At 53.7% G+C, this 25713-nt stretch carries 22 protein-coding genes; 14 read left to right on the forward strand and 8 right to left on the reverse strand.

Translation table 11 applies throughout. The features are described from left to right. Nucleotides 1-72: 72 nt before the first annotated feature. From hisS to SBO83_RS00805, 6 genes are all read left to right on the forward strand, one after another. The gene (gene hisS / locus SBO83_RS00780; protein ID WP_353501234.1) at nt 73-1347 is read left to right on the forward strand and encodes a histidine--tRNA ligase; all 1275 of its coding nucleotides are present in this window, start codon (nt 73-75) and stop codon (nt 1345-1347) included. A 13-nt stretch (nt 1348-1360) separates the two neighbouring features. Then, nucleotides 1361-1981, forward strand: coding sequence for a tetratricopeptide repeat protein (locus tag SBO83_RS00785; protein ID WP_396130148.1), 621 nt, complete (start codon nt 1361-1363; stop codon nt 1979-1981). Between the two features lie 11 nt (nt 1982-1992). Continuing rightward, complete coding sequence (gene bamB / locus SBO83_RS00790) at nt 1993-3174, forward strand: outer membrane protein assembly factor BamB (protein ID WP_396130149.1); 1182 nt, start codon at nt 1993-1995, stop codon at nt 3172-3174. A gap of 209 nt (nt 3175-3383) precedes the next feature. Continuing rightward, nucleotides 3384-4874 (forward strand): ribosome biogenesis GTPase Der, encoded by a 1491-nt coding sequence (der, locus tag SBO83_RS00795; RefSeq protein WP_353501237.1) that lies wholly within the window; start codon nt 3384-3386, stop codon nt 4872-4874. A gap of 62 nt (nt 4875-4936) precedes the next feature. Next, nucleotides 4937-5893 carry an AEC family transporter gene (locus SBO83_RS00800; RefSeq protein ID WP_353501238.1) on the forward strand — a complete coding sequence of 319 codons (957 nt, stop codon included), beginning with the start codon at nt 4937-4939 and terminating at the stop codon, nt 5891-5893. A 15-nt stretch (nt 5894-5908) separates the two neighbouring features. Beyond that, nucleotides 5909-6136, forward strand: coding sequence for a zinc ribbon domain-containing protein (locus SBO83_RS00805; RefSeq protein WP_353501239.1), 228 nt, complete (start codon nt 5909-5911; stop codon nt 6134-6136). Here SBO83_RS00805 and SBO83_RS00810 read toward each other — a convergent pair. The 3 genes from SBO83_RS00810 to SBO83_RS00820 form a co-directional block, all read right to left on the reverse strand. After that, the gene (locus SBO83_RS00810) at nt 6133-6465 is read right to left on the reverse strand and encodes a protealysin inhibitor emfourin (RefSeq protein WP_396130151.1); all 333 of its coding nucleotides are present in this window, start codon (nt 6463-6465) and stop codon (nt 6133-6135) included. The genes SBO83_RS00805 and SBO83_RS00810 overlap by 4 nt on opposite strands. Further along, complete coding sequence (locus SBO83_RS00815; RefSeq protein ID WP_396130152.1) at nt 6465-7502, reverse strand: M4 family metallopeptidase; 1038 nt, start codon at nt 7500-7502, stop codon at nt 6465-6467. Before SBO83_RS00815 ends, SBO83_RS00810 begins: the two co-directional genes overlap by 1 nt. Nucleotides 7503-7600: 98 nt before the next feature. Then, entirely contained in the window at nt 7601-8707 is a 1107-nt protein-coding gene (locus SBO83_RS00820; RefSeq protein ID WP_396130153.1) for a substrate-binding domain-containing protein, read from the reverse strand. A 223-nt stretch (nt 8708-8930) separates the two neighbouring features. On the opposite strand from SBO83_RS00820, the gene SBO83_RS00825 reads away from it, so the two are divergent. Next, nucleotides 8931-10244, forward strand: a complete 1314-nt coding sequence (locus tag SBO83_RS00825; protein WP_396130154.1) for an MFS transporter — start codon at nt 8931-8933, stop codon at nt 10242-10244. After that, nucleotides 10241-12604, forward strand: a complete 2364-nt coding sequence (locus tag SBO83_RS00830) for a glycoside hydrolase family 31 protein (RefSeq protein ID WP_396130155.1) — start codon at nt 10241-10243, stop codon at nt 12602-12604. The genes SBO83_RS00825 and SBO83_RS00830 overlap by 4 nt, the downstream gene beginning before the upstream one ends. Before the next feature lie 56 nt (nt 12605-12660). Here SBO83_RS00830 and xseA read toward each other — a convergent pair whose 3' ends face one another. After that, nucleotides 12661-14037 (reverse strand): exodeoxyribonuclease VII large subunit, encoded by a 1377-nt coding sequence (gene xseA / locus SBO83_RS00835; RefSeq protein ID WP_396130156.1) that lies wholly within the window; start codon nt 14035-14037, stop codon nt 12661-12663. Between the two features lie 168 nt (nt 14038-14205). Here xseA and guaB point away from each other — a divergent pair, with 168 nt between their 5' ends. Together guaB and guaA are read left to right on the forward strand one after the other, a co-directional pair. Next, nucleotides 14206-15672: an IMP dehydrogenase gene (gene guaB, locus SBO83_RS00840; RefSeq protein ID WP_396130157.1), complete on the forward strand. Its 1467-nt coding sequence runs from the start codon at nt 14206-14208 to the stop codon at nt 15670-15672. 119 nt (nt 15673-15791) lie between these two features. Beyond that, nucleotides 15792-17369 carry a glutamine-hydrolyzing GMP synthase gene (gene guaA, locus SBO83_RS00845; RefSeq protein WP_353501247.1) on the forward strand — a complete coding sequence of 526 codons (1578 nt, stop codon included), beginning with the start codon at nt 15792-15794 and terminating at the stop codon, nt 17367-17369. 74 nt (nt 17370-17443) lie between these two features. Here the strand turns inward: guaA and SBO83_RS00850 are convergent, their stop codons facing one another. The 3 genes from SBO83_RS00850 to SBO83_RS00860 form a co-directional block, all read right to left on the reverse strand. Then, nucleotides 17444-18874: a 6-phospho-beta-glucosidase gene (locus SBO83_RS00850; RefSeq protein WP_396130158.1), complete on the reverse strand. Its 1431-nt coding sequence runs from the start codon at nt 18872-18874 to the stop codon at nt 17444-17446. A 14-nt stretch (nt 18875-18888) separates the two neighbouring features. After that, on the reverse strand, nt 18889-19779 hold the full coding sequence (bglK, locus tag SBO83_RS00855) for a beta-glucoside kinase BglK (protein ID WP_396130159.1): 891 nt from the start codon (nt 19777-19779) through the stop codon (nt 18889-18891). Nucleotides 19780-20116: 337 nt separating this feature from the next. After that, nucleotides 20117-20836, reverse strand: a complete 720-nt coding sequence (locus SBO83_RS00860) for a UTRA domain-containing protein (RefSeq protein ID WP_396130160.1) — start codon at nt 20834-20836, stop codon at nt 20117-20119. Between the two features lie 197 nt (nt 20837-21033). Here SBO83_RS00860 and SBO83_RS00865 point away from each other — a divergent pair, with 197 nt between their 5' ends. The 4 genes from SBO83_RS00865 (at nt 21034) to SBO83_RS00880 (ending at nt 24906) form a co-directional block, all read left to right on the forward strand. Continuing rightward, nucleotides 21034-21348, forward strand: a complete 315-nt coding sequence (locus SBO83_RS00865; RefSeq protein ID WP_396130161.1) for a PTS sugar transporter subunit IIB — start codon at nt 21034-21036, stop codon at nt 21346-21348. 167 nt (nt 21349-21515) lie between these two features. Next, nucleotides 21516-22838: a PTS sugar transporter subunit IIC gene (locus SBO83_RS00870; protein WP_353501251.1), complete on the forward strand. Its 1323-nt coding sequence runs from the start codon at nt 21516-21518 to the stop codon at nt 22836-22838. A gap of 19 nt (nt 22839-22857) precedes the next feature. Next, the gene (locus tag SBO83_RS00875) at nt 22858-23169 is read left to right on the forward strand and encodes a PTS lactose/cellobiose transporter subunit IIA (protein WP_396130162.1); all 312 of its coding nucleotides are present in this window, start codon (nt 22858-22860) and stop codon (nt 23167-23169) included. Between the two features lie 63 nt (nt 23170-23232). Continuing rightward, entirely contained in the window at nt 23233-24906 is a 1674-nt protein-coding gene (locus SBO83_RS00880; protein ID WP_396130163.1) for a carbohydrate porin, read from the forward strand. A 62-nt stretch (nt 24907-24968) separates the two neighbouring features. On the opposite strand, the gene SBO83_RS00885 is transcribed toward SBO83_RS00880, so the two are convergent. Further along, complete coding sequence (locus tag SBO83_RS00885) at nt 24969-25586, reverse strand: LysE family translocator (RefSeq protein ID WP_185688346.1); 618 nt, start codon at nt 25584-25586, stop codon at nt 24969-24971. Between the last annotated feature and the right edge of the window lie 127 nt (nt 25587-25713).

Below are 25713 nucleotides of genomic sequence, written 5' to 3' on the forward strand. Positions count from 1 at the left end.
GCCCATCCGCGCCTGCATTATATTGAACCCGACTATCGGGTTCATTTTTTATAAAAACGATAGAGAATTGACGTGGCAAAGAATATCCAGGCCATCCGTGGCATGAACGACTACCTGCCGGAAGATACCGCGCTGTGGCAACGTGTCGAAGGCATCCTTAAGCAGGTGCTGGGTAGTTACGGTTACAGCGAAATCCGTATGCCGATTGTAGAGCAGACCCCGTTATTCAAACGCGCCATCGGTGAAGTTACCGACGTGGTCGAAAAAGAGATGTATACCTTCGAGGACCGCAATGGCGAAAGCCTGACTCTGCGCCCGGAAGGGACTGCTGGCTGCGTGCGCGCCGGTATTGAACATGGTCTGCTGTACAATCAAGAACAGCGCCTGTGGTACATCGGCCCGATGTTCCGCTACGAGCGTCCGCAAAAAGGCCGCTATCGTCAATTCTTCCAAATGGGTGTTGAAGTTTTTGGCCTGCAAGGCCCGGACGTTGACGCTGAACTGATCATGATGACCGCCCGCTGGTGGCGTGCGCTGGGTATCGCCGATCACGTTGCGCTGGAACTGAACTCTATTGGCTCTTTGGAAGCGCGTGCGAACTACCGTGAAGCACTGGTGGCTTTTCTTGAGCAGCATAAAGAGAAGCTGGACGAAGACTGCAAACGTCGCATGTACACCAACCCAATGCGCGTTTTGGACTCAAAAAATCCAGACGTTCAACTGTTGTTGAATGACGCGCCGGCGCTGGCGGACTATCTTGATGCTGAATCTAAAGAACACTTTGCTGGCTTGTGTGAACTTTTAGAGCAAGCAGGTATCCCATATACGGTTAACCAGCGTCTGGTTCGCGGTTTGGATTACTACAACCGCACCGTGTTCGAATGGGTAACGACCAGCCTCGGCTCACAGGGTACAGTATGCGGCGGTGGCCGTTATGATGGTTTGGTCGAACAACTGGGCGGGCGTGCAACGCCAGCCGTCGGTTTTGCGATGGGGCTTGAGCGTCTGATCTTATTGATTCAGGCTGTTAACCCAGACTTTAAAGCACCTGCGACAGTAGATGCTTATGTGATTTCTGTCGGCGCTGGAACTCAGGGCGCAGCAATGCAATTAGCAGAGTCACTGCGTGACGAGCTTCCTGCATTAAGAGTGATGACTAACTACGGCGGCGGTAATTTCAAAAAGCAATTTGCCCGCGCTGATAAATGGGGAGCGCGTGTCGCTCTGGTATTAGGTGAAAACGAAGTCGCGGCCCGTCAGGTAGTGGTTAAAGACCTGCAAAGCGGTGAGCAAGAAACGCTGGCGCAAAGCGAACTCGCTGCGCGTTTGGCCTCGATGATAGGTTAAGGAGAAGGACCACGTGGAAGTCTATACCACTGAAAACGAACAAGTTGACGCTGTACGTCGTTTCTTTGCAGAAAACGGTAAAGCGCTGGCGATTGGCGTTGTACTCGGGATCGCCGCTCTAGGTGGTTGGCGTTATTGGCAGTCCCATGAGAGCTCGGCCATGGCTGACTCTTCTGTTGCTTTCCAGCAGGCCAATCAGGCCGTAACTGATAAGAAAGCGCAGGGCGTTGAAAATTTAGAGAAATTCGCGCAGAGCAATAAAAACAACTACGGCGTGTTCGCTTCGCTCCAGCTTGCTGATCATTTCGTGGAAGCGAAAGATTTCGCTAACGCGGAAAAGCAGCTGGTTGCTGCACAATCTCAGGCGAAAGAAGAGAATTTACTCTCTTTGGTCAGCCTGCGTTTGGCTCGCGTTCAATCGCAGCAAAAGAAATTTGATGACGCACTCAAAACGCTCGACGGCGTGAAGGGTGAAGGCTGGATCGCACTGCAACAAGATGTTCGCGGTGACGTTTTGCTGGCGAAAGGCGATGCCAAGGGCGCGCGTGAAGCCTTCAGCAAAGGCCTTGATTCTAAACCTTCTCAGACGCTACAGAACGTGTTGCGTATGAAATTGAACAACTTATCCAGCTAAGGGGAACCCCGATGCAATTGCGTAAAACACTCTTGGTAGGATGGGTTTCCGTTGCCCTGTTGAGTGGCTGTTCTTTGTTTAACAGCGAAGAAGACGTCGTTAAGATGTCCCCGTTGCCGAAAGTTGAAAATCAGTTCACACCAACCAAAGTGTGGAGCACGTCGGTGGGTGATGGCGTAGGCGACTTCTACTCTCATCTGCGTCCGGCCTGGCAGGACAACACTATCTTCGCCGCCGATCGTTTCGGTATTGTGAAATCTCTGGATGCTGACAGCGGCAAAGAGAATTGGAAAGTGAATCTGTCGGAAAAAACCGGCTTCTTCTCCAAAAATCGTCCTGCTCTGCTGTCTGGCGGCGTGACTGCTGCTGGCTCACACATCTACGTGGGCAGCGAAAAAGCGATCGTTTATGCACTGAACAGCGCTGACGGTACTGTGGCATGGCAGACCAAAGTGGCGGGTGAAGCACTCTCTCGCCCAGTGGTCAGCGACGGTCTGGTGATCATCCATACCGGTAATGGCATGCTGCAAGGCCTGAGCGAGACTGACGGGACTATCCAATGGACCGCCAACCTCGATATGCCAACCCTGTCTCTGCGCGGTGAGTCAGCCCCTGCAACTGCCTTCGGTGCAGCTATCGTAGGTGGCGACAACGGACGCGTGAGCGCGGTGCTGATGAAAGAAGGTCAGTTGATCTGGCAGCAACGTATTTCTCAGCCAAGCGGCGCGACTGAAATTGACCGCCTGAGCGACGTGGACACCACGCCAATCATCGTTGACGGCGTAGTTTACGCGCTGGCTTACAACGGCAATCTGGTGGCGATGGACTTGCGTTCTGGTCAAATCATGTGGAAACGTGACGTTGGCTCGATCAATGACTTCATCGTCGATGCGGGTCACATCTACATGGTTGACCAAGATGACCGCGTGATGGCGCTCGACACCCAAGGCGGCGTTAGCCTGTGGCGTCAAAGTGATTTGCTGCACCGTAACCTGACCGCGCCAGTGTTGTATAATGGTTATATTGTGGTCGGCGACTCGGAAGGCTACCTGCACTGGATCAACACCACTGATGGCCGTTTCGTGGCTCAGCAGAAAGTTGATAGCTCCGGCTTCTTGGCTGCGCCAATCGTGGCAAGCGACAAGCTGGTCGTGCAGGCGAAGGGCGGTGAGGTTTACTCCTTCACTCGCTAATCGTCGCCAATAGTCGCTCGCAGCGTCTGGCCCAGTCGGGCTTAAAAACGGCTCCTGAAAATATCAGGGGCCGTTTCGTATTCTGAAATATGCGCAGGTGAATTTCACAGCCTGCGATGTAATGATTTGATTTATAGCGTTTTATGGCTTTATGCCGTGCTGTAACTCTTTGCGTTTTGCACTTAGTTTATAAAAACAGAGGCTTTAAAATGATACCTGTCGTCGCGCTTGTTGGGCGCCCGAATGTGGGTAAATCCACCTTATTTAACCGTTTAACCAAGACGCGTGACGCGCTGGTTGCGGATTTCCCGGGGCTAACGCGTGACCGCAAGTACGGTCGTGCTGAAATTGAGGGTAATGAATTCATCATTGTTGATACCGGCGGTATCGACGGCACTGAAGATGGTGTCGAAACTCGCATGGCAGGCCAGTCTCTGTTAGCCATTGAAGAAGCCGACATCGTGCTGTTCATGGTGGATGCGCGCGCGGGCCTGATGCCTGCCGATCAGGGCATCGCCCAGCATCTGCGTAGCCGTGAAAAAGCCACCTTCCTGGTCGCTAACAAAACTGACGGTCTGGACCCAGACACCGCCACCGGCGATTTCTACTCGCTGGGCCTTGGTGATGTGTACGCCATTGCTGCCTCACATGGCCGTGGCGTAACTCAGCTTATCGAACACGTATTAGTGCCGTTCGTCGGCGAGAAGCCTGAAGAAGTTGAGTTGACTGAAGAAGAAGCCAACGCCGCGTACTGGGCTGAGTTGGAAGGCGGTCAGGACGATGATGAGATCCCAGCCGACGTTGAAGATGACTTCGACCCGCAATCTCTGCCAATCAAACTGGCTATTGTCGGCCGTCCGAACGTAGGTAAGTCCACACTGACTAACCGTATTCTCGGCGAAGAGCGCGTGGTGGTGTACGACATGCCGGGCACCACTCGCGACAGTATCTACATCCCGATGACCCGTGATGAGCGTGAATATGTTCTGATCGACACCGCAGGTGTGCGTAAGCGCGGAAAAGTCACTGAAATCGTTGAGAAGTTCTCAGTGATCAAGACCCTGCAAGCGATTGAAGATGCCAACGTGGTGATGCTGGTTATCGACGCCCGCGAAGGCATCTCTGACCAAGACCTCTCGCTGTTAGGCTTTATCCTCAATAGTGGGCGCTCACTGGTTATCGTGGTGAACAAATGGGATGGCATGAGCGAAGATGCCCGTGCTCAGGTGAAAGACCAGTTAGACCTGCGCCTCGGTTTTGTCGATTTCGCCCGTATCCACTTCATTTCTGCTCTGCACGGCAGCGGCGTAGGCAATCTGTTCGAATCCGTCATTGAAGCCTATACCTGCGCTACCACCCGTGTAAGCACTTCCTTACTGACGCGCATCATGCAGATGGCGGCCGACGACCATCAGCCACCGTTGGTGAATGGTCGCCGCGTGAAGCTGAAATATGCGCATGCCGGGGGTTATAACCCGCCTATCGTGGTTATCCACGGTAATCAGGTGAAAGATCTGGCCGATTCGTACAAACGTTATCTGATGAACTACTTCCGTCGTTCACTGAAAGTGATGGGTACGCCAATTCGTATTCAATTCAAAGAAGGCGAAAACCCGTACGAAGGCAAGAAGAACACGCTCTCTCCGCACCAGCAGCGTAAGCGTAAGCGCCTGTTGCAGCACCTGAAAAATAAATCTTAATCTGATGAGGTACATGAAAATGTACCTCGTTTTTTTTGGCCTCGACGGCAGGGAAGGAACGGATGTTTTGGGAAACCTGGAGTTTTGCGTTTGGCGTTACGGTTCCTAATTTATTGATATTAATTCTCGGCATGTGGTTGCGTCGTACCGGACTGATGGACGACAACTTCAATGAGAAAGCCAGTCGTCTGGTATTCAATATCGCGCTGCCCTGCCTGCTGTTTTTCAGCGTGGCGCAAGGGCACGACACCTCGGGTTCTAACCTGCCGCTGGCGGTCTATGGCGCAGTCGGTACTATCATTTCATTTCTGCTTCTAGAACTGGTCGCCATCAAGCTGGTTAAAGATCCGCGCGAGCGGGGCATCTTTGTGCAAGGCGGATTTCGCGCCAACACGGGGATTGCCGGACTGGCCTATGCCTCGCTGGCTTTCGGCAATGACGGTATCGCGCTGGGGTCGATGTATCTGGCAGTCACGGTGATTCTGTTCAACGTGCTTTCAGTTATAACCTTAACCCGCAGTTTGCAGGGCGGCTCCGGCAAGCGCGTCGGGCTACGCCCGATTCTGCGCGGCATTGTCACTAACCCACTGATTATTGGATTGCTGCTCGGGCTGGCCTTCCAGTACAGCCACCTGCCGATGCCTGACACCATTGGCAAAACCGGCGAATTTATTTCAGGCATGGCGCTGCCGTTGGCGATGCTCTGTGCCGGAGCCAGTCTGGATTGGCGAACCATGTTCCGCAGCTCAAACGTGGCGGCCTGGTCCTCGGCGTCGCGGGTGATTTTTGTCCCGGCGTTGATGACGTTAGGCGGCTGGCTGCTCGGCTTTCGCGGCGCGGCGCTCGGGGTGATTTTCCTCTTCTCCTGTACGCCAACGGCGGCGGGCAGCTATGTTATGACGCGCGCGTTGGGCGGAAATGCTACGCTGGCTGCCAACATTATTGCTGTAACCACGCTAGGTTCATTTTTCACCACCGCGCTGGGGCTTTATCTGTTACGAGCCTTGGGCGTGATTTAACGGGAGCGAGAGAAGATGGAAGCACTTTGCCCGGTTTGCACTCAACCTATGAGTTGGGTGAGCAATCACTTTCACTGTGACAGCTGTAACGCCGACTATCAGCAGACGGCGCTCTGCCCGGATTGCCAGCAGCCGCTGCAAACCCTAAAAGCCTGCGGCGCGGTGGATTATTTCTGCCAAAACGGCCACGGCATGATCTCCAAAAAGCGGGTGCTGTTCAGCTATCAGCCCTACAGCGACTAGCCCTCGGGCTGGGCCGATTTCCACAATTCGATTAGCTCAGCGGGTGTCTGGGTCTCCGGAATAATCAGCACCAGACTGCCCGATTGTTGGGCAGTAGCATAAGAGATCTCCAGCCGGTAATAGCGCTGGTCGCCGCGCCCGGCCTGCTCCGGCGGCTCGGCGTAGGGCAGCGACTGATTGATTAATTGGCAGATCTGCTGGCGTTTGTCCTCACTCATCCCCGCCATAGCGACTCGGCGGGGACCGTTGAGTTTAGGGATAAACGCCATGCCGCCTTCGCGATACATTTCGATGACGGCGCTGCTTTCCAGCGATTCCAGTGGTTTCATTAGATAACCCCAACTTGCCCCCACGCCTCTTTCACCGCCTGTGCTACGGCGGCGTCGAAGCGCTTCTTAGCATGTTCGATTGTTTTCTTGGCGAAAGTCGCAAAATCGGCATCCTGCGGCAGCGATTTATCGCACACGGTGTCGTACCAGACGTAGCCCGCGCGCTCCCACGCAAAGCCGCCCAGCGCGGTGGCAGCCAGATAGAAGGCGCGGTTAGGGATGCCGGAGTTGATGTGGACGCCGCCGTTGTCGTCGCGGGTGTTCACATAGCCTTTCATGTCGGCGGGCTGTGGGTCTTTGCCAAGCAGCGGATCGTTGTAAGCTGTCCCCGGATGCGCCATCGAGCGCAGCCCCTTGCCTTTAATTCCCTTAGCTAACAGGCCTTCGCCGATGATCCAGTCGGCTTTATCCGCCGTCTGTTTTTTGCTGAACTGCTTGACCAGAGAGCCGAACACGTCGGACAGCGATTCATTCAACGCGCCAGACTGGCCGCTATAAACCAGCCCGGCCTCGCTCTCGGTCACGCCGTGCGACAGTTCGTGGCCAATGACGTCGATGGCGATGGTGAAACGGTTAAAAATCTCACCGTCCCCGTCGCCAAATACCATCTGCTGGCCATTCCAAAAGGCGTTTTGATACTCCTTGTCGTAATGCACCGAGCCAAGCAGCGCCAGCCCTTTATTGTCCAAAGAGTTGCGTTGGTACGCCTGCCAGAAGAAATCATAAGTCACGCCAAGATAGTCGTAGGCTTCATCAACCGCCACGTCGTCATTGCTCGGCTGCCCCTCTTTTCTCACCGACTTGCCGGGCAGGCGAGTGCGGTTTTCGGCGTCATAAATATCTCGCTCGACATGACCCGCCTTGGCGGTTTTCACGCCTTTGGGTTTGGCGTAAGCCTCGGCCATCAGGGTGTTGACGTGAACCAGCGTCTGGCGCGCGCACTTTTTCTGCGGCTCTGAGCCGTGCTCAATAATGCGATTGAGGATATAGGGAGGAATAACGCCGAGGGGGAATTTTTGCTTTGTACCGTGACTCATAACAACTCTCCTTATCGATAAGTGAAGCTTAAGAGTGACAAGTATTCATTGATATTGAGTATAGTCCGGTCGCGCTCCCCGCCAGCAAAAGATGGGATTTATCTGTTCTCTACCGCCTCTTGGTTATCATCATAAAGCTGATGATTGTGCGAGGTGACGGCAGGATGAAGCGCGCCGCCTCTGACCTTGCGCACGGAGTTGCGTGTCACCAGCTTGCCCTGTAGCAGCACGCTAGAGCAGGGGGCTTCGGGGCGGAACAGGCGGCGCTGGAGCAGGGCGATTGCTTCCACACCCAGCTCGTCGCGCGGCACGTGCACGGCGGTGAGCGCCACATCGTGAATTTCTGCCAGATTAAAGCCGTCGGTGCTCATCACGCTGATGTCCGTCGGCACCGCAAACCCGCGTTTTACCAAGGCCGCCACGGCACCGGCTGCCATAAAATCGCCTCCCGCCAGAATCGCCGTCGGCATGGGCTGGCCGCCGGGTAAAGTATCGAGATAATTCAGCATGGCCTGTTCTGCTTCCTGCGCGCCAAACCCCGAGGTCGTGACCAGATGCTGGCCGTCGTCAAAGACCAGATTATGCCGCGCGAAGGCCTCTTTGATGCCCGCCAGGCGCAGCTCCATGGTGTGGCGGCGCAGACATTGCAGGGTCAGAATTCGGTGATGCCCCTGACTAAACAGATAATCGGTGGCGAAGTCGCCCATGGTTTGATGATCCGGCGACACGCTGTCGTGGCGCATCAGCCGATCGCGGCAGTTGATCAACACGCAGGGTTTAGCCAAGTCGGCGGCAAGCTGGTGGATATGCGCATCATCAATGCCAACCAGCAGCGCGGCATCGGTTTGGGCATCGGTCATTTTGGCGATAAACAGTGCGACGTCGGCGTCGCTCTCTTCCAACGCGCAGTAGCGAACCCGCACGTCGTGCTGGCTGACGGCGGCAACAATCCCCTGAATCACCTTGTAGTAGAAAATATCGCTGCGGGCATCGAAGGCGCGGGCCGGGGCGAAGACCACAATGTTATTCAACATCAGCCGCCCGGTGGACAGGCCGCTGAGCACGCCCTGCGACGTTGCGTAGCTCAACACCTGCTCTCTGGCGCGCGCGCTGGTATTGCTTTTTCCAGCTAAAACGCGCGAAACCGTGCTGATCGACAGCCCCGTATGGTCAGCAATTTGCTGGATTTTTAGCTTTCCTCTCAAATTGTGATCTCCTTCAAATTCGAAAATGAAAAAATTTTCATGAAGGATTTTGTCCGTAATCTCAGGCATTTTCAGGGCGAGACTCGCAAATTTGTCTAGTCCATGAAAATTCTTGCAAAGAATCACGTTCCGCTCACAAATCAGCCTGCATACAGTCGTCTAGGGTACTCAAACAATAACCATCGCTGGCAGCTAGCCTGCTGATCAGGGAGGAGAAATAACAATGACGATTGAGATCAATACCGACGCCGTGACGTCAGGAAGACGCAAAATCAGAGCATTACGCTGGTGGATGCTGGCCCTATTTCTACTTGGGGTGACAGTCAACTACATCACCCGCAACTCACTGGGTCTGCTGGCGGCTGAACTGAAAACCAGCCTGAGTATGACCACCGAACAATACTCTTACATCGTGGCGGCATTTCAGGCGGCCTACACTATTTTCCAACCTTTGTGCGGCTGGCTGATTGACGTCATTGGCCTGAAACTCGGCTTTCTGATCTGTGCGTCCGTCTGGGCCGTGGTCTGTATGCTGCACGCCGGAGCCGGGGGCTGGATCCAACTGGCTATTCTGCGCTTCTTTATGGGCAGCGCCGAGGCGGCCGCTACTCCTGCCAACGCCAAAGCCATCTCCGACTGGTTCCCGCGCAAAGAGCGGCCGGTGGCCGCAGGCTGGGCCGGGGTGGGCTTCTCCATTGGCGCCATGCTGGCACCGCCGATTATTCTGGTGGCTCATCTCTCATTCGGCTGGCGCGGCGCTTTCCTGTTTTGCGGGATTTTGTCGATGCTGTGGGTGCTGCTGTGGTGGAAGTTCTACCACGCGCCGGAAAACCACCCGAACCTGAGCAAAGAAGAGCTGGCGCTGATTCGCCAAGACAATGAGCCTCAGCAGACCCGTTTGCCTTTCATCAAATCCCTGAAAACCGTCTGCAAAAATAAGAAATTCTACGGCATTGCCATCCCGGCGTTTCTGGCGGAACCCGCGTGGGCGGTGTTCAGCTTCTGGGTGCCGCTGTATCTGGCAAACGAGCGCGGCATGGACCTCAAGCACATTGTGATGTTCGCGTGGTTGCCGTTCTTGGCGGCGGATTTAGGCAGCGTCGCCAGTGGCTATCTCACCACGCTGTATCGCAAATTCTTCGGCTGCACCCGCATTAACTCGATTGTTGCCAGCTCGGTGACCGGCGCTTTCTTGATGCTGTCGCTGGCGATGATTGCACTCACCGAAAGCCCGTACGCCGCCATCGCGCTGATCTCCATCGGCGGCTTTGGGCATCAGGTTATCTCCTGCATGCTGAGTGCGGTGGTGGTGGAGTCATTCGATAAAAGTCAGGTGGCGACGGTCAACGGCATGCGCGGCTCCTCCGCGTGGATCGCCAGCTTCTTGTTTTCATTATTGATAGGTGCGGTGGCCGACAATATCGGCTTCAACCCGCTGTTTATCGCGATGGGATTTTTTGACCTGATTGGGGCGGTTTTCCTGATTGCCCTGATAGCAGAACGCCGCACACCGGCAGATAAAAGGAAAAGTGCATGAAGACGTTAAAGCATTGGGTGCTGGCAGCACAGGACGCCGCGGGCGTGGAGCTGCGGGTGGACGATCAACATCTGTTTTGCCTGCGGATACTGGAGCAGGGCCTATTCCGCGTGCTGATCAAACGCCGTGGCGAGCTGGCGCTGGACCGAACCTGGAGCATTGCGCCAACGGACGATGTGCCTTGGGAGGGGCGCGATCGTCTAAGTAATCATGGATTTAGTCTGCCGGGCTACACGCTGGAGCAGTTTGAGGATCGGCTGGTGATCAGCAGCGAAAAGCTGCGGGTAACGGTTCACCAGCCTTTGTGGCTCGAATGGGAATATCGCCACACCGATGGCAGCTGGCAACCGCTGGCCAGTGACCGTAAAACCGGGGCCTATATGCTGTCGGTGAAGGGCGACGGTTCGGCCCACTATCAGCGCCGCTATCCCGAAGAGCGCTATTACGGTCTGGGGGAAAAAGCCGGGGATCTCAATCGCGCTGGTCGCCGTTTTGAAATGCGCAATCTGGACGCCATGGGCTATAACGCCGCCAGCACCGATCCGCTCTACAAGCATATTCCCTTTACGTTAACGCGCCGGGGTGACGTCAGTTTTGGCCTGTTCTACGATAATCTCAGCAATGTCTGGCTTGATCTCGGCCAAGAGCTGGATAATTACCATTTGCCTTATCGCCGCTTTAACGCCGAAGCGGGGGATCTCGATTACTATATGTTCCTCGGCCCGACGGCCCTCGACGTCACCAAAACCTTGGTGCGGCTGACTGGCAAAACCACCTTCGGCCCGAAATGGAGCCTCGGCTACAGCGGCTCGACCATGTACTACACCGACGCGTCAGACGCCCAGCAGCAGCTGATGAAGTTCATCAACCTGTGCCGCGAACAGGATATTGCCTGCGACTCGTTCCAGCTCTCTTCCGGCTACACCTCGATTGGCAATAAGCGTTACGTGTTCAACTGGAATTACGACAAAATCCCTGAGCCGAAAGCCATGTCGCAGGCCTTTCTCGACGCGGGGATCCGCCTGGCCGCCAACATCAAACCCTGTCTATTGCAGGACCACCCGCAATACGCGCTTGTCGCCCAGCAGGGGCTGTTTATTCGCGATTCACAAGAGGATGTCCCTGAGCGCTCGGTATTTTGGGATGACGAAGGTTCCCATCTGGACTTCACCAATCTAGCGACCATTCGCTGGTGGCAGCACGGCGTTACCACGCAACTACTGAAAAACGGCATTGGCTCAACGTGGAATGATAATAATGAATATGAAGTGTGGGACAGCAACGCGCGCTGCTTTGGCTTCGGAAAATCCATTGCTATCAAGCACATTCGTCCGGTGATGCCGCTGTTAATGATGCGCGCCTCCTTCGAGGCTCAGCAGGTATTTGCGCCCAACCTGCGGCCTTATCTCATCTCCCGTTCTGGCTGCGCCGGGATGCAGCGCTACGTGCAAACATGGAGCGGCGATAACCGCACTTGCTGGCAAACGCTGCGCTACAACACGCGCATGGGGCTGGGCATGAGCCTCTCCGGCTTGTACAACGTGGGTCATGACGTCGGCGGCTTTGCCGGGGAGCGCCCGGATGAAGAGCTGTTTGTGCGCTGGGTGCAGAATGGCGTGATGCACCCGCGCTTTACTATTCACTCGTGGAATGATGACGGCACGGTGAATGAGCCATGGATGTTTAGCCAGAGCACGGCGTTGATCCGCGACGCCATCAACCTGCGCTATCGCCTGCTGCCTTACTTCTACACCTTGCTGTGGCAGGCCCATGAGGATGACGAACCGATGCTGCGCCCGACTTTCCTCGACCACGAGCACGACGCCAACACCTTCGTCGAAACCGACGATTTTATGCTGGGGAAAGACCTGCTGGTGGCAAGCGTAGTGGAGCAGGGCCAGCGCGAGCGCGAGGTGTATCTGCCTGCTAACGAGAGCGGCTGGTGTGATTTTTATAGCGGAAAATGGTTTGCCGGTGGGCAGACCGTCAGGCTGGACGCGCCGCTGGAGCGCCTGCCACTGCTGGTGCGCGCCGGTGCAGCACTGCCTATGTCTCAGCGCACGGCTTATGTCGATCAGCAGCAGGACAAGGTGCGCGAGCTGCACATTTTCCCAAGCCCGGCGGCGGCCACCTCTTGCGGTATGCTGTTTGAAGATGACGGCGAGAGCCACGGCTGGAAAGAGGGCAATGCGCTGTGGCTAAGCTGGGAGATTAAAACGGACGGCGAGAAAATCAGTATCGACTTTACTCAGCGCGGCGATTTCAGACCGGCGTGGGACAGTTTGGGCATCGTGCTGCCAGCCGGAGATACGCGCCCGCTGTGGATTAATGGCGTGAAGTCAGAGAGTTATAGGTTGTAAGCTTTTAGCGCCTCCCCCTAAAAAGGGGGAGGCTGGGAAGGGGTATACAGCGACCGCTATTGCTTCACAGCGGGCTTGCGCGTTTTCTTCGCAAGCGTCACGGCTTTCACTTCGCTCTCAATCCAACCATCCGCCAGACGGGTTTTCAGCGTGTCGCCCGGCGCGGTCTGCGTGGTTTTCTTCAGCAATTCACCCTTCGGCGTGGTGGTCACGCTATAACCGCGCGCCAGCGTAGCCAAAGGACTGACGGCTTCCAGCTGGGTGCAGGCCGTGCCAAAACGCTGGCGGCTGTTGGACAGTTGCAGGGCCAGCGCCTGTTGCAGACGGTACTGCAATTTCTGGACTCGCTGCTGGGCGCGATGAATGCGCGACTGCGGCTGCTGCTGGTTGAGGCGCTGCTGCAGGCGATCGATGCGACGCAGCATCTGGCGCAGCTGGTTTTGCATGGCCTCATCAAGCCGACGGCGCAGTTTGAACAGCGCGGTTTGCTGGCGAGCCAGGCGCAGGTGCGGGTGCTGTTGCTGCAAACGATGGTTCAGGCGGGTAAAACGCTGAGCCAGCTGGGCGAGGTAATAGTCCATCGCCATTTCCAAACGCTGCTGCTGAGATTGAATCTGGCGCAGCAGTTCCAGCTGATTGCGGCTGATTAACTCGGCGGCGGCAGACGGCGTCGGCGCGCGCAGGTCGGCCACAAAGTCGGCGATGGTGACGTCGGTTTCATGGCCGACGGCGCTGACAATCGGAATGGCGCTTTTGAAAATGGCCCGCGCCACGCGCTCATCGTTAAAGCTCCACAAATCTTCCAAAGAGCCACCGCCGCGCCCGACAATCAACACATCCACTTCCTGACGCGAGTTTGCCAGCTCAATGGCACGGACGATTTGCATCGGCGCGTCGACACCCTGCACGGCGGTTGGGTAGATGATGACCGGCAGCGACGGGTCACGGCGTTTCAGCACGTTCAACACGTCATGTAGCGCCGCGCCGCTCGACGAGGTGATCACCCCGACACACTTGGCAGGCGAGGGCAGGGGCTGCTTGAATTGGGCGTCGAACAGCCCTTCGGTAGCCAGCTGCTGCTTGAGCAGGTCAAATTTCTGCTGCAACAGCCCATCACCGGCTTCTTGCATGCTTTCGGCAATCAGCTGATAGTCGCCGCGCGGCTCATACAGCGTGATAGTGGCGCGAACTAACACCTGCTGGCCGTTTTGCGGGCGGAAGGTGGTGCGGCGATTGGTGTTGCGGAACATGGCACAGCGAACCTGCGCCCGGTCGTCTTTCAGGGTGAAATACCAGTGACCGGACGAGGGTTGGGAGAAGTTGGAGATCTCGCCTGAAAGCCAGACCTGGCCCATTTCGTTCTCCAGCAGCTGTCGAACCGTCTGATTCAGGCGGCTTACTGTAAAAATTGGCGGGGAAGAAGGTAGTGGCATGTGATCCAGATCAAATTCAAAAACAGAGACTTAATCGGTCGATACTACATGCCCAAACAAGGTAATCAAGAAGTTTCGTAAATAGTACTAGTCGCAATGGGCCCTCACCTGTATAATCCCGCTGCAATATTTTATCCTTTCCGCATCCACCTTGGTGAGATATTGCCCATGCTACGTATCGCAAAAGAAGCTCTAACGTTCGACGACGTCCTCCTTGTACCAGCTCACTCCACAGTTCTGCCTAATACTGCCGACCTAAGCACTCAACTGACCGCTAAAATCCGTCTCAATATTCCAATGCTGTCTGCAGCAATGGATACCGTGACTGAAGCGAATCTGGCGATTGCTCTGGCGCAAGAGGGCGGTCTGGGATTCATTCACAAGAACATGTCCATTGAACGTCAGGCCGAAGAAGTTCGCCGCGTTAAGAAGCATGAAAGCGGCGTGGTCGCCGACCCGAAAACGGTCACCCCTTCTACCACCCTGCGTCAAGTTAAAGAACTCACCGAAATCAACGGCTTTGCCGGTTATCCTGTCGTGACCGAAGGCAACGAACTGGTGGGTATTATTACCGGCCGTGACGTGCGCTTTGTGACCGACCTGGAACAGCCTGTCACCGCAGTGATGACCCCGAAAGAGCGTCTGGTGACGGTCAAAGAGGGCGAAGCACGCGAAGTTGTGTTGCAGAAAATGCACGAAAAACGCGTTGAGAAAGCGCTGGTTGTTGACGCGCAATTCCACCTGCTGGGTATGATCACCGTTAAAGACTTCCAAAAAGCGGAACGTAAACCTAACGCCTGTAAAGATGAGCAAGGCAGTCTGCGCGTTGGCGCGGCAGTTGGCGCTGGCGAAGGCAACGAAGAGCGTATCGACGCACTGGTTGCGGCGGGCGTTGACGTCCTGCTGATCGACTCCTCACACGGCCACTCCGAAGGCGTTCTGTCCCGCATTCGCGCCACTCGCGCTAAATATCCAGACTTAGAAATCATTGGCGGCAACGTGGCGACCGGCGCTGGCGCACTGGCGCTGGTGGAAGCTGGCGTGAGCGCGGTGAAAGTGGGTATCGGCCCTGGCTCAATCTGTACGACGCGTATCGTGACCGGCGTAGGTGTTCCACAAATCACCGCCGTGTCTGATGCGGTGGCTGCGTTGGAAGGCACCGGTATTCCGATTATCGCTGACGGCGGTATCCGTTTCTCTGGTGACATCGCTAAAGCTATCGCAGCTGGCGCAAGCTGCGTGATGGTTGGCGGCATGCTGGCAGGTACTGAAGAGTCTCCGGGCGAAATCGAACTGTACCAAGGCCGCGCATTCAAATCTTACCGCGGCATGGGTTCTCTGGGCGCGATGTCCAAAGGCTCTTCTGACCGTTACTTCCAGACGGATAACGCCGCTGACAAGCTGGTGCCGGAAGGTATCGAAGGTCGCGTGGCGTATAAAGGCCGTCTGAAAGAGATCGTTCACCAGCAAATGGGTGGTTTGCGCTCATGTATGGGCCTGACCGGTTGTGCTACTATCCACGACCTGCGTACCAAGGCTGAATTTGTTCGCATCAGCGGTGCGGGGATTCAGGAGAGTCACGTTCACGATGTGACTATCACCAAGGAATCGCCGAACTACCGCATGGGTTCCTAACCCTTAAGACAGCGAGCCACGTGCTCGCTGTCTGCTTTATTGAAGTAAGCTTTTATTGTTGTTGAAAGTTTAACTCGTTGTTTTAACGCTTTTTATTGCTTTCTGGAAAACGCCCCCTCATGAGCGAAAATATTCACAAGCACCGTATCCTGATCCTCGATTTCGGCTCCCAGTACACCCAACTTGTTGCACGCCGCGTGCGTGAACTGGGCGTGTATTGCGAACTCTGGGCTTGGGACGTAACCGAAGCCCAAATCCGCGAATTCAACCCGAACGGTATTATCCTGTCCGGTGGCCCGGAAAGTACCACCGCCACCGACAGCCCACGTGCACCGGACTACGTGTTCGAAGCTGGCGTACCGGTTCTCGGCGTATGCTACGGCATGCAGACCATGGCAATGCAACTTGGCGGCCATGTTGAAGGTTCCAACGAGCGTGAGTTCGGCTATGCGCAGGTTGAAGTTCAGACCGAAAGCGCGCTGATCCGCGACATTCAGGACGCCCTCAGCGACAGCGCCAAGCCGCTGCTCGACGTATGGATGAGCCACGGCGACAAAGTCACCGCTATCCCGTCTGACTTCGTGACCGTTGCCAGCACCGATACCTGCCCGTTTGCCATTATGGCTAACGAGGAAAAACGCTTCTACGGCGTACAGTTCCACCCAGAAGTAACGCACACCCGTCAGGGCCTGCGCATTCTGGAGCGTTTTGTGATGGACATCTGCCAGTGCGAAGCCCTGTGGACCCCGGCTAAAATCATCGAAGACGCCGTTGAACGCCTGCGCGAACAAGTCGGCAACGACCATGTGATCCTCGGCCTGTCCGGCGGCGTGGACTCTTCCGTTACTGCCATGCTGCTGCATCGCGCCATCGGCGACCGTCTGACCTGTGTGTTTGTCGACAACGGCCTGCTGCGTCTGAACGAAGCCGATCAGGTGCTGGAAATGTTCGGCGACCGTTTCGGTCTGAACATCGTTCACGTGGCGGCGGAAGATCGCTTCCTGTCTGCTCTGGCCGGCGTTGATGAGCCAGAAGCTAAGCGTAAAATCATCGGCCGCGTGTTCGTTGAAGTGTTCGACGAAGAAGCCTGCAAACAAGAAGAAGTAAAATGGCTGGCACAGGGCACCATCTACCCTGACGTGATTGAGTCTGCGGCCTCTGCCACCGGCAAAGCCCACGTCATCAAGTCACACCACAACGTGGGTGGCCTGCCGAAAGAGATGAAACTGGGTCTGGTTGAGCCGCTGAAAGAGCTGTTCAAAGACGAAGTGCGCAAAATTGGTCTGGAACTCGGCCTGCCGTACGACATGCTTTTCCGCCACCCGTTCCCGGGGCCAGGTTTAGGCGTTCGCGTATTGGGCGAAGTGAAGAAAGAGTACTGCGACCTGCTGCGTCGCGCCGATGCTATCTTCATCGAAGAGCTGCATAAAGCCGACCTGTATAACAAAGTCAGCCAGGCCTTCACCGTCTTCCTGCCGGTTCGCTCCGTCGGCGTGATGGGCGATGGCCGTAAATATGACTGGGTGGTTTCTCTGCGCGCAGTAGAAACCATCGACTTCATGACTGCTCACTGGGCGCACCTGCCGTACGATTTCCTCGGCCGCTGCTCCAACCGCATCATCAACGAAGTCGACGGCATCTCCCGCGTGGTTTACGACATCTCCGGTAAACCACCTGCGACGATTGAGTGGGAATGATCCCCTCAGCATTAAAATAAAACGAAAGCCCGCGATTGCGGGCTTTTTTTTGTGCGGGATTCAACCATCAGCAATCAGAGTTTTTCGCCGTTGGTGGCAATCACCTCTTTATACCAGTTAAAGGACTTCTTACGGCTGCGGTTCAGAGTGCCGTTGCCGTCATTGTCTTTATCGACGTAGATCAGGCCGTAGCGTTTTTTCATTTCGCCGGTACCGGCGGAAACCAGATCGATACATCCCCACGGCGTATAGCCCATCAGCTCGACGCCGTCCTCGACCACGGCTTTCTTCATTTCGGCAATATGAGCGGACATATAGTCGATGCGGTACTGGTCATTGACCGTGCCGTCGCGCTCTTGCACGTCAATCGCGCCGAAGCCGTTTTCCACAATGAACAGCGGCAGCTGATAGTGATCCCAGAACCAGTTCAGCGAATAGCGCAGGCCCACTGGATCAATCTGCCAGCCCCAGTCGGACTTCTGCACATAAGGGTTAGAGACCAGACTCTTGGTTTCGTCGTAATCCAGCTGCGGGTTGTCGTCGGTGGCTTTGGTTGCAAACGACATGTAGTAGCTAAAGCCGATATAGTCGACGCAGCCCTGCTCGAGTGCCGCCAGATCGTTTTCGGTGATATCTAGCTCGAAGCCCCGACGCTCAAAATATTTCAGCAGATGCTGCGGATATTCGCCGCGCACGTGAACATCGGTGAACCAGTAGCGGCGGTGCATGGCGGTCATCGCCATCATCATATCGCGCGGCGCACAGGTCAGCGGGTAAATAGGGCACATGGCAATCATGCAGCCAACCTGCAAATCTGGGTTAATGGCCTTGGCGGCGCTGACGGCCAGCGCACTGGCGACCAGCTCGTAATGGGCGGCCTGATACATCACCGGCTCGCGATCTTCCCCCGCGACATACTTCAATCCGGAGTTGGTGAAGGGGGCGAAATCTTCGTGATAGTTGGCCTGATTGTTGATCTCGTTGAAGGTCATCCAATACTTCACTTTGTGCTGGTAGCGCGTAAACACCACCTTGGCAAAGCGCACGAAAAAGTCGATCAGCTTGCGATTGCGCCAGCCGCCGTACTCGACCACCAAGTGATAAGGCATCTCGAAGTGCGACAGGGTGATCACTGGCTCAATGCCGTGTTTCAGGCACTCGTCGAACAGGTCATCGTAAAATTGCAGGCCCGCTTCGTTTGGCTCTAACTCATCCCCCTGTGGGAAGATTCGCGTCCAGGCAATCGAGGTGCGGAAGCATTTAAACCCCAGCTCGGCGAACAGCGCGATATCTTCTTTATAGCGATGATAAAAATCGATGGCTTCGTGATTAGGGTAGTTTTTGCCCGGCAACACGCCATCGGTGATCACGCGCGGGACGCCGTGCGCGCCAGCGGTCATGACGTCAGCAACGCTGACCCCTTTGCCACCTTCTTTCCAACCTCCTTCCAGCTGGTGCGCGGCCACCGCGCCTCCCCACAGAAATCCTTCTTTGAATCCGGACATATTCTTTCCCTCAATTAGAGATCGCTTATCGGCGACCGATACTGTTGATTGAAATGGTAGACCGCGCCGATGAGTCCGGCGTCATTGCCGTGGCTGACGATATCGACATAATCATCAATCCCGAACCAGGCCAGATGTTGACGAAGTAATGCAAGAAATCCGGGGCGCTCAACAATGCCGCCGCCCACCAGAATGATTTGTGGATCAAACAGATTCACCAGGTTGTACAGGCCGCTGCCGATATCATTCAAAAACTCGGAGACTAAACGCTGGCACACGGCATCCCCGGCCTCGTAGCAGTCAAAGATCTCCTCTCCGCTCACCTCATTGAGCGACTTACCAACGTGCTCTGCATAGTTCTGGCGCAGGGTACGTAGAGTGCAATTGTCATTCATGGTGTACTGGCGAACATCGCGCGGGCCGGGGCGCTCGGTCAGCATGTAACCGAATTCTCCGGCGCGGAAACGGGCGCCGTGAACCAGTTGGTTATTGCAAAAAATAGCCCCGCCGATGCCCGTACCGATGGTCAGCACCAAAAAGTTGGCCATGTCGGCGGCCTTGCCTTGCCAGCGCTCGGCCAATAACGCGCAGTTGGCGTCATTTTCGATGGCGACGGGAAGCTGCGTTTGCTGCTCGAGCCACTCTTTCATGGCGAAATGATCAAAGCGGCGAATGGCTCCGCCCATTTCGATAAAGCCGGTGTGTGGATTGACATAACCCGGCGCGCTGATGGCGATCCCTTCACAGTCGGGATGCGCCGCGACCCATTGCACCATCGCCTGTAAAATCTGTTCACCGTCGCTGTTGCTAATGGGCTGGTTGGCCTTCTCCAGCACTTTCCCTTCAGAGTTAAGGACGCCCATTTTTAACGCCGTGCCACCAATATCAAATGCGGCAATCTTCATGTGGTTAATTCCTTCTGAGTTTTTATTTCTGCACAGTGAAAGAATTCAATCTTATTTATTTTTAATTATTCGTTCTGAAAGCGAATAAAAGCTTAATCAATTGAAAGGAGAGTAGGCAAGGTTGTGCCTCATCATGAATTGCACCTCTTTTGCACTTCTTTAACAGTAGGTTATACAAAGAGTTATGTCTTCTTTCAGAGGCTTAAAGATGGGAGGTGCATTTATTATCTGATTTATGCACCACTTTTTTGAGCGGAACTGTGATCAATATGACGCTAGGGGACCAAACCCAGGCGTCGGATTTGGTCGATTAAATTAAATAACTTTTATTGATCCATTAAGCTGGCTGGCGGGCCATCTTGCGCGGCAGGAAATACTTCACTTGGAATTCAAACACATTGGTATAGAGGATGGAAAAATCGATGGGCGCATGGTTGGCATCCACCGATTGGGTTTCCATCCTGATAATTGGATCACGGACGCTAATATTGAGCATTTTGGCCACTTCGAGGGGAGGAAGTACCGGGTGGAGTGATTCATAGCAGCCGTGTATTTTGACGCCGCACTCATGCTCGATATAGAAAAACTTGGATTTTTTCATATGGTTAATCGTCAGGTCCGGGAAGCGATTAACCGAAAGCCACGTCTCCTCCAGCTGCATCGGGACATTGTCGATGTAACGCAGCCGCTTGGCGTAATAAACCGGTTCGCCGATAGCTAAATGCAGTCGGCTGGCAATGTCCTCTGTGGCCTGCTGCAATTCAAATCTCAGGACCTGACTGGTCGGTTTTTTCCCTTCGCTTTTAGCAATTTCGGTAAAACTGTCCAGATGGGTGACCGAGGCTTGAAAATGTTTATTGCGCAGATAGGTGCCCGAGCCGTGCCTGCGCTCAATAAGTTCCTCATCTTCAAGAACTTTCAGCGCCTTTCTCATGGTATTTCGCGACACATTATAAAGTTTAGCCAGCTCTATTTCCGCCGGAAAGATATCGCCAATATTGTATGTCGGACTACTAATTCTTTTTTTTAGTAAGTTCACAATATCTTTGTATACCACTTTTGAACCTCCTTAATTCTTTATAAAACAGTAAACTACAAGTTTCCGAGACAAAAAATTAATCACACGTTCATTTTTATCTATTTTTTTAAACAACTCCGCTCTTACTAACTGTGATCGCAATGGCAATTTCTTTCATTGAAATTCATTAAGTTACCCGACGGGTCGACTATCAACATATATTAATTGGGTGACAAATGAAGAATATTTTATTGGTATGCGCTGCCGGCATGTCCACCAGTATGCTGGTCAAGCGAATGAGAGAACACGCCGCAGCGGGAAACGTTGCCGTAAATATCGACGCTTTTTCTGTGCCTGAGGCCAAGGAAAAAATAAAAAGAAATGAGGCTGACGTTGTCCTATTAGGACCGCAGGTTCGCTTCCAAAAAAGTGAAATAGAAACTGCTGCTCAGGGGAAAATCCCCGTTGCAGTTATCGATATGAAGCATTATGGGCAGATGGATGGTAAAGCCGTATTGGAGAGTGCTTTATCGCTAATGTCAGATAACTAAATCCTTATGCTGTAGATAATTACCAAATAAAAAATTCACCGAAGCGTATTTCGGTGATTGCTTATGGACACAATATAGTCAGGCGGCTTTTAAAAAAATAATGCCTGATTTTATCTACTGATCAAAGTGCACGTTTAATAATTCATTCTACTATAAAAGGACTCATCATGAGTTTAATGAATGCCTTTGAACGCGGTATGGAGAAGATCCTTGTTCCAATCGCGATTAAATTAAATTCTCAGATACACGTCTCTGCTATTCGCGATGCGTTTATTTTGTCATTCCCCATCGTAATGGCAAGCTCCCTTATCGTGTTAATTAACTTTGCGATTCTCTCGCCGGAAGGTTTTATTGCTTCTATTCTGCATTTGGGGACGATATTCCCGAATTTAGCCGAAGCACAAAATATCTTTGCACCGGTCATGAATGGCTCGGTGAATATCATGTCTATTATGATCACCTTTCTGGTAGCGAGAAATATCGCGATTAGCTATCAGCAGGATGACCTATTATGTGGTCTGACGGCCATCGGCGCTTTCTTTGTGGTTTATACCCCTTATCATATGGAAGGGGAGCAAGCCTATTTAACCACGCAATATCTGGGTCCACAGGGGCTATTTGTTGCCATTATAGTGGCGATGCTGACCAGCGAGATTTTCTGCCGTCTGGCGCGCAACCCTAAAATTACCATCACCATGCCGGACACGGTGCCGCCCGCCGTGGCGCGCTCCTTTAAAGTCCTTATCCCTATTTTCTTCGTGATGGTGTTTTTCTCGGTGGTTAACTACTGCCTGACCAAAATATCACCCAATGGCCTGAACGAGCTAATTTACAACTTCATTCAAGCCCCGCTGAAAAACATGGGAACCAATATTGTTACGGTTCTTATACTTGGCGTGGTGGCTAACTTCCTTTGGGTGCTGGGTATTCATGGCCCGAACACCGTAGCGGCGGTCCGTGAAACGATTTTCTCCGAAGCTAATCTTGAAAACCTCTCTTTCGCCGCCAACAACGGCACCACTTGGGGCGCACCATATCCCATCACCTGGGGCGGCATTAACGATGCCTTCGCCAACTATGGTGGTTCGGGCATGACGCTGGGTCTGGTGCTGGCAATTTTTATTGCCTCGCGCCGTGCTGATTATCGCGATATGGCAAAAATGGCCTTTGTGCCGGGGCTCTTTAATATTAATGAGCCGATTATTTTTGGCCTGCCGATAGTACTCAACCCTATTCTTATTATTCCTTTTATTATGGCGCCATTTGTTAACTCGATTGTTGGCTATTTCTTTGTGAGTTTAGAAATTATCCCGCCAATTGCTTATGCCGTCCCTTGGACAACGCCCGGCCCATTAATTGCCTTCTTCGGCACGGGAGGGAATTGGATGGCGCTATTTGTCGGCATGCTCTGCCTGGCCATTTCGACATTAATTTATCTACCTTTCGTTATCGCTGCCAATAAGGTTAACGCCGCGCAGGCCGCACAATAATAGATCAAGGAGAAGCAAGATGTTTGCTGATGAAAGTACCGTTATGGAACTGCTTATTTACGCCGGGCAGGCGCGTTCAGATGCCATGGAGGCCATAAAAGCCTCGCGCCAAAAATCATGGGATGAAGCCGAACAGTTGATGGAGTCCTCCGAAACTGCCTGCCGCGAGGCACATAAGATCCAAACGGCATTAATCGGTCAGGATGAAGGTTGCGGCAAAATAAACGTCAACCTGATTCTGGTCCACGCTCAAGATCATTTAATGACCGCCATGCTGTGTCAGGATCTGGCGAAAGAAATTATTAGTTTACGAAAAGAAGTCTTTGCTTAATTTCACCCGCCTTTAGCCGCAATGGTTAAAGGCAAATAATAATTATATTTCTGGGATACTATAATGCCTTCACATTCACTGAAAGTTAGATTGTTGTATTTATCAATACTTCTTGCTTTATCCTCTACCGATGTTATGGCTGCGAAATTAACCGTCGAGCAGCGCCTTGAACTGCTTGAGAATCAATTATCGGAGAATAAGTCAGAACTTAAAAAAACACAGGCCGAGCTGGCGGTCTATAAAGACAGAGTGACGCAATTACAGGGCGGCACTAATGGCTATAGGCCAACAGTACAATCGCCAACCACCCAAACTGCACTTTCGCCGGTGGCGGATAATATTGAAAACGAAAATAATCATCTCGGAACGGCGAAGGCTCGAACGCCGGTGAAAGGCTCGCAAAAAGTCGCGGTGGTGAATAACGATGGCGGAAAAACCAGCGTTGAAAACGTCACCCTGACGGATATCAGTAAATTTATTAAAGATGATATTGGCTTCAGCTACGAGGGTTATTTCCGCTCCGGCTGGGCGGCCTCTAATCGCGGATCGGCACAAACTTATGCCGCAGGCTCGCTGGGCCGTTTCGGCAACGAAATGAGCGGCTGGTTCGATTTAACCCTCAATCAGCGCGTCTATAATCAGGACGGCAAAACCGCTAACGCCATCGTCACCTATGACGGCAACGTCGGCGAGCAGTACAACGATGCCTGGTTTGGCGATACCAATAATGAAAATATCCTGCAATTCAGCGATATATTCCTGACCACTCGTGGCTTCCTGCCGTTCGCCCAAGAGGCTGATTTTTGGGTAGGCAAACATAAATTGCCGGAATACGAAATCCAAATGCTCGACTGGAAATCGTTAACTACCGACGTCGCCGCCGCCGTGGGGATTCAGAACTGGGACTTGGGTCCGGGCCAGTTAGATGCGTCACTGAGCCGTAATGACGTGGATGTTTATTCACGGGATTTCAACCGCACCACGCAGATGAACACCAACTCGGTGGACTTACGCTATCGCAATATTCCGCTGTGGCAGGATGGCTCGTTGTCACTGATGGCGAAATATGCTTTCGCCAACAAAACTGACGAACAGAGGGACAACGAAGAAAGTGGCGACTTCTTTAAGCTGAAAGACACCTGGATGACCACCGCCATCGTCCGCCAAGAACTGCCTCGCGACGCTTTCAATGAGTTCACGCTACAGGTGGCCAATAACTCCTATGCCAGCAGTTTCGCCAACTTCTCTGGGGCCAGTAACTCCATGGCGCAGGGGCGTTATTACTATGGCGACCAAACTAACGGCATTGCATGGCGCCTGATCTCGCAGGGGGAAATGTATCTCGCCGACAGAATCATCATGGCTAACGCGCTGGTCTGGTCGCACGGCAGTGATGTTTATAGCTATGAGAGCGGGGCGCACAGTGATTTCAATAGCTTCCGCGCTGCCGTTCGCCCGGCATGGATTTGGGATACCTGGAACCAAACTGGCGTCGAGTTAAGTTGGTTTACTCAGAAAAACAAAACCGAACAGGGTGAAGACCTGAAAGAGTCTGGCTATAAAACCACGCTCTACCACGCGTTGAAAGTTGGCCCAAGCCTGCTCGGCTCCCGCCCAGAAATCCGTTTCTACGGCACCTATCTCAGCATTCTGGACAACGAACTGTCGCAGTTCAGATTCAATGACAACAGCAAAAACGAGTTCATGGCAGGGGTGCAAGCCGAGGTGTGGTGGTGATGGTTTGGTAAGCTTTTTAGCCCGCAAACGCGGGCTTTTTTACGCCTTCCCTCAAGCCAACTTCAATTAAAAAACGCCAGCTTTATCGCGAAGATAGCGAGGAACAGCCCGGCGGTTTTCTCCAGTATGAAGATCATGCTGGGGCGGGCTTTGACCTTTTCGGCCAGTGATGAAGTCAGGGCAATCATAATGGTGCCGTAGATTAGCGTCAGTATGGCGGCGGTGCCCGCCAGCGTGCCGAAAGTTAGCAGGCCCTGGCTGTGAACCGGGTCGATAAACAGTGGCAAGAACATTACGTAAAAAAGAATCGGTTTGGGATTGGTCAGGGTGATGACCACGCCTTGCAGGAAAGGCGTTCTCTTGCGCGTCACCGGCGGGGGAGGGGCGCTGGTGCGCGACTTCATCAGCAGTTGTGCGCCGAGCCACAGCAAATAGGCCGCCCCCAGCCATTTAATGGCTTGAAACACATGGGGAGAAGAGTCGAGCAGGGCAGCTACGCCTGCGATCGCCAGCCACAGCAGTACCTGATCGCCGAAGATGATGCCAAACAGACAGAGCAACCCGCTGCGCGGCCCGCCTTTACTGGTGCTGGTGATCAGTATCAGATTGCCCGGCCCCGGGATAATTAACATAAAAATGAATGACAGGACGAAGGTCCCGTAGTTGATGATGCCCGGCATGCTCAGATGTCCTTTAAAAACTTATTGCTTAAGGTGATTTCTTATTAGTTTGGTCTCTCGGAGAGGGGAGTGACGGCTTCCCGCTCTGCCTACATCATGAAAATCCCTCCCATGACCGGCAACCGAA

The sequence above is a fragment of the Ewingella allii genome (assembly GCF_044430645.1).
Classification (GTDB): domain Bacteria; phylum Pseudomonadota; class Gammaproteobacteria; order Enterobacterales; family Enterobacteriaceae; genus Ewingella; species Ewingella allii.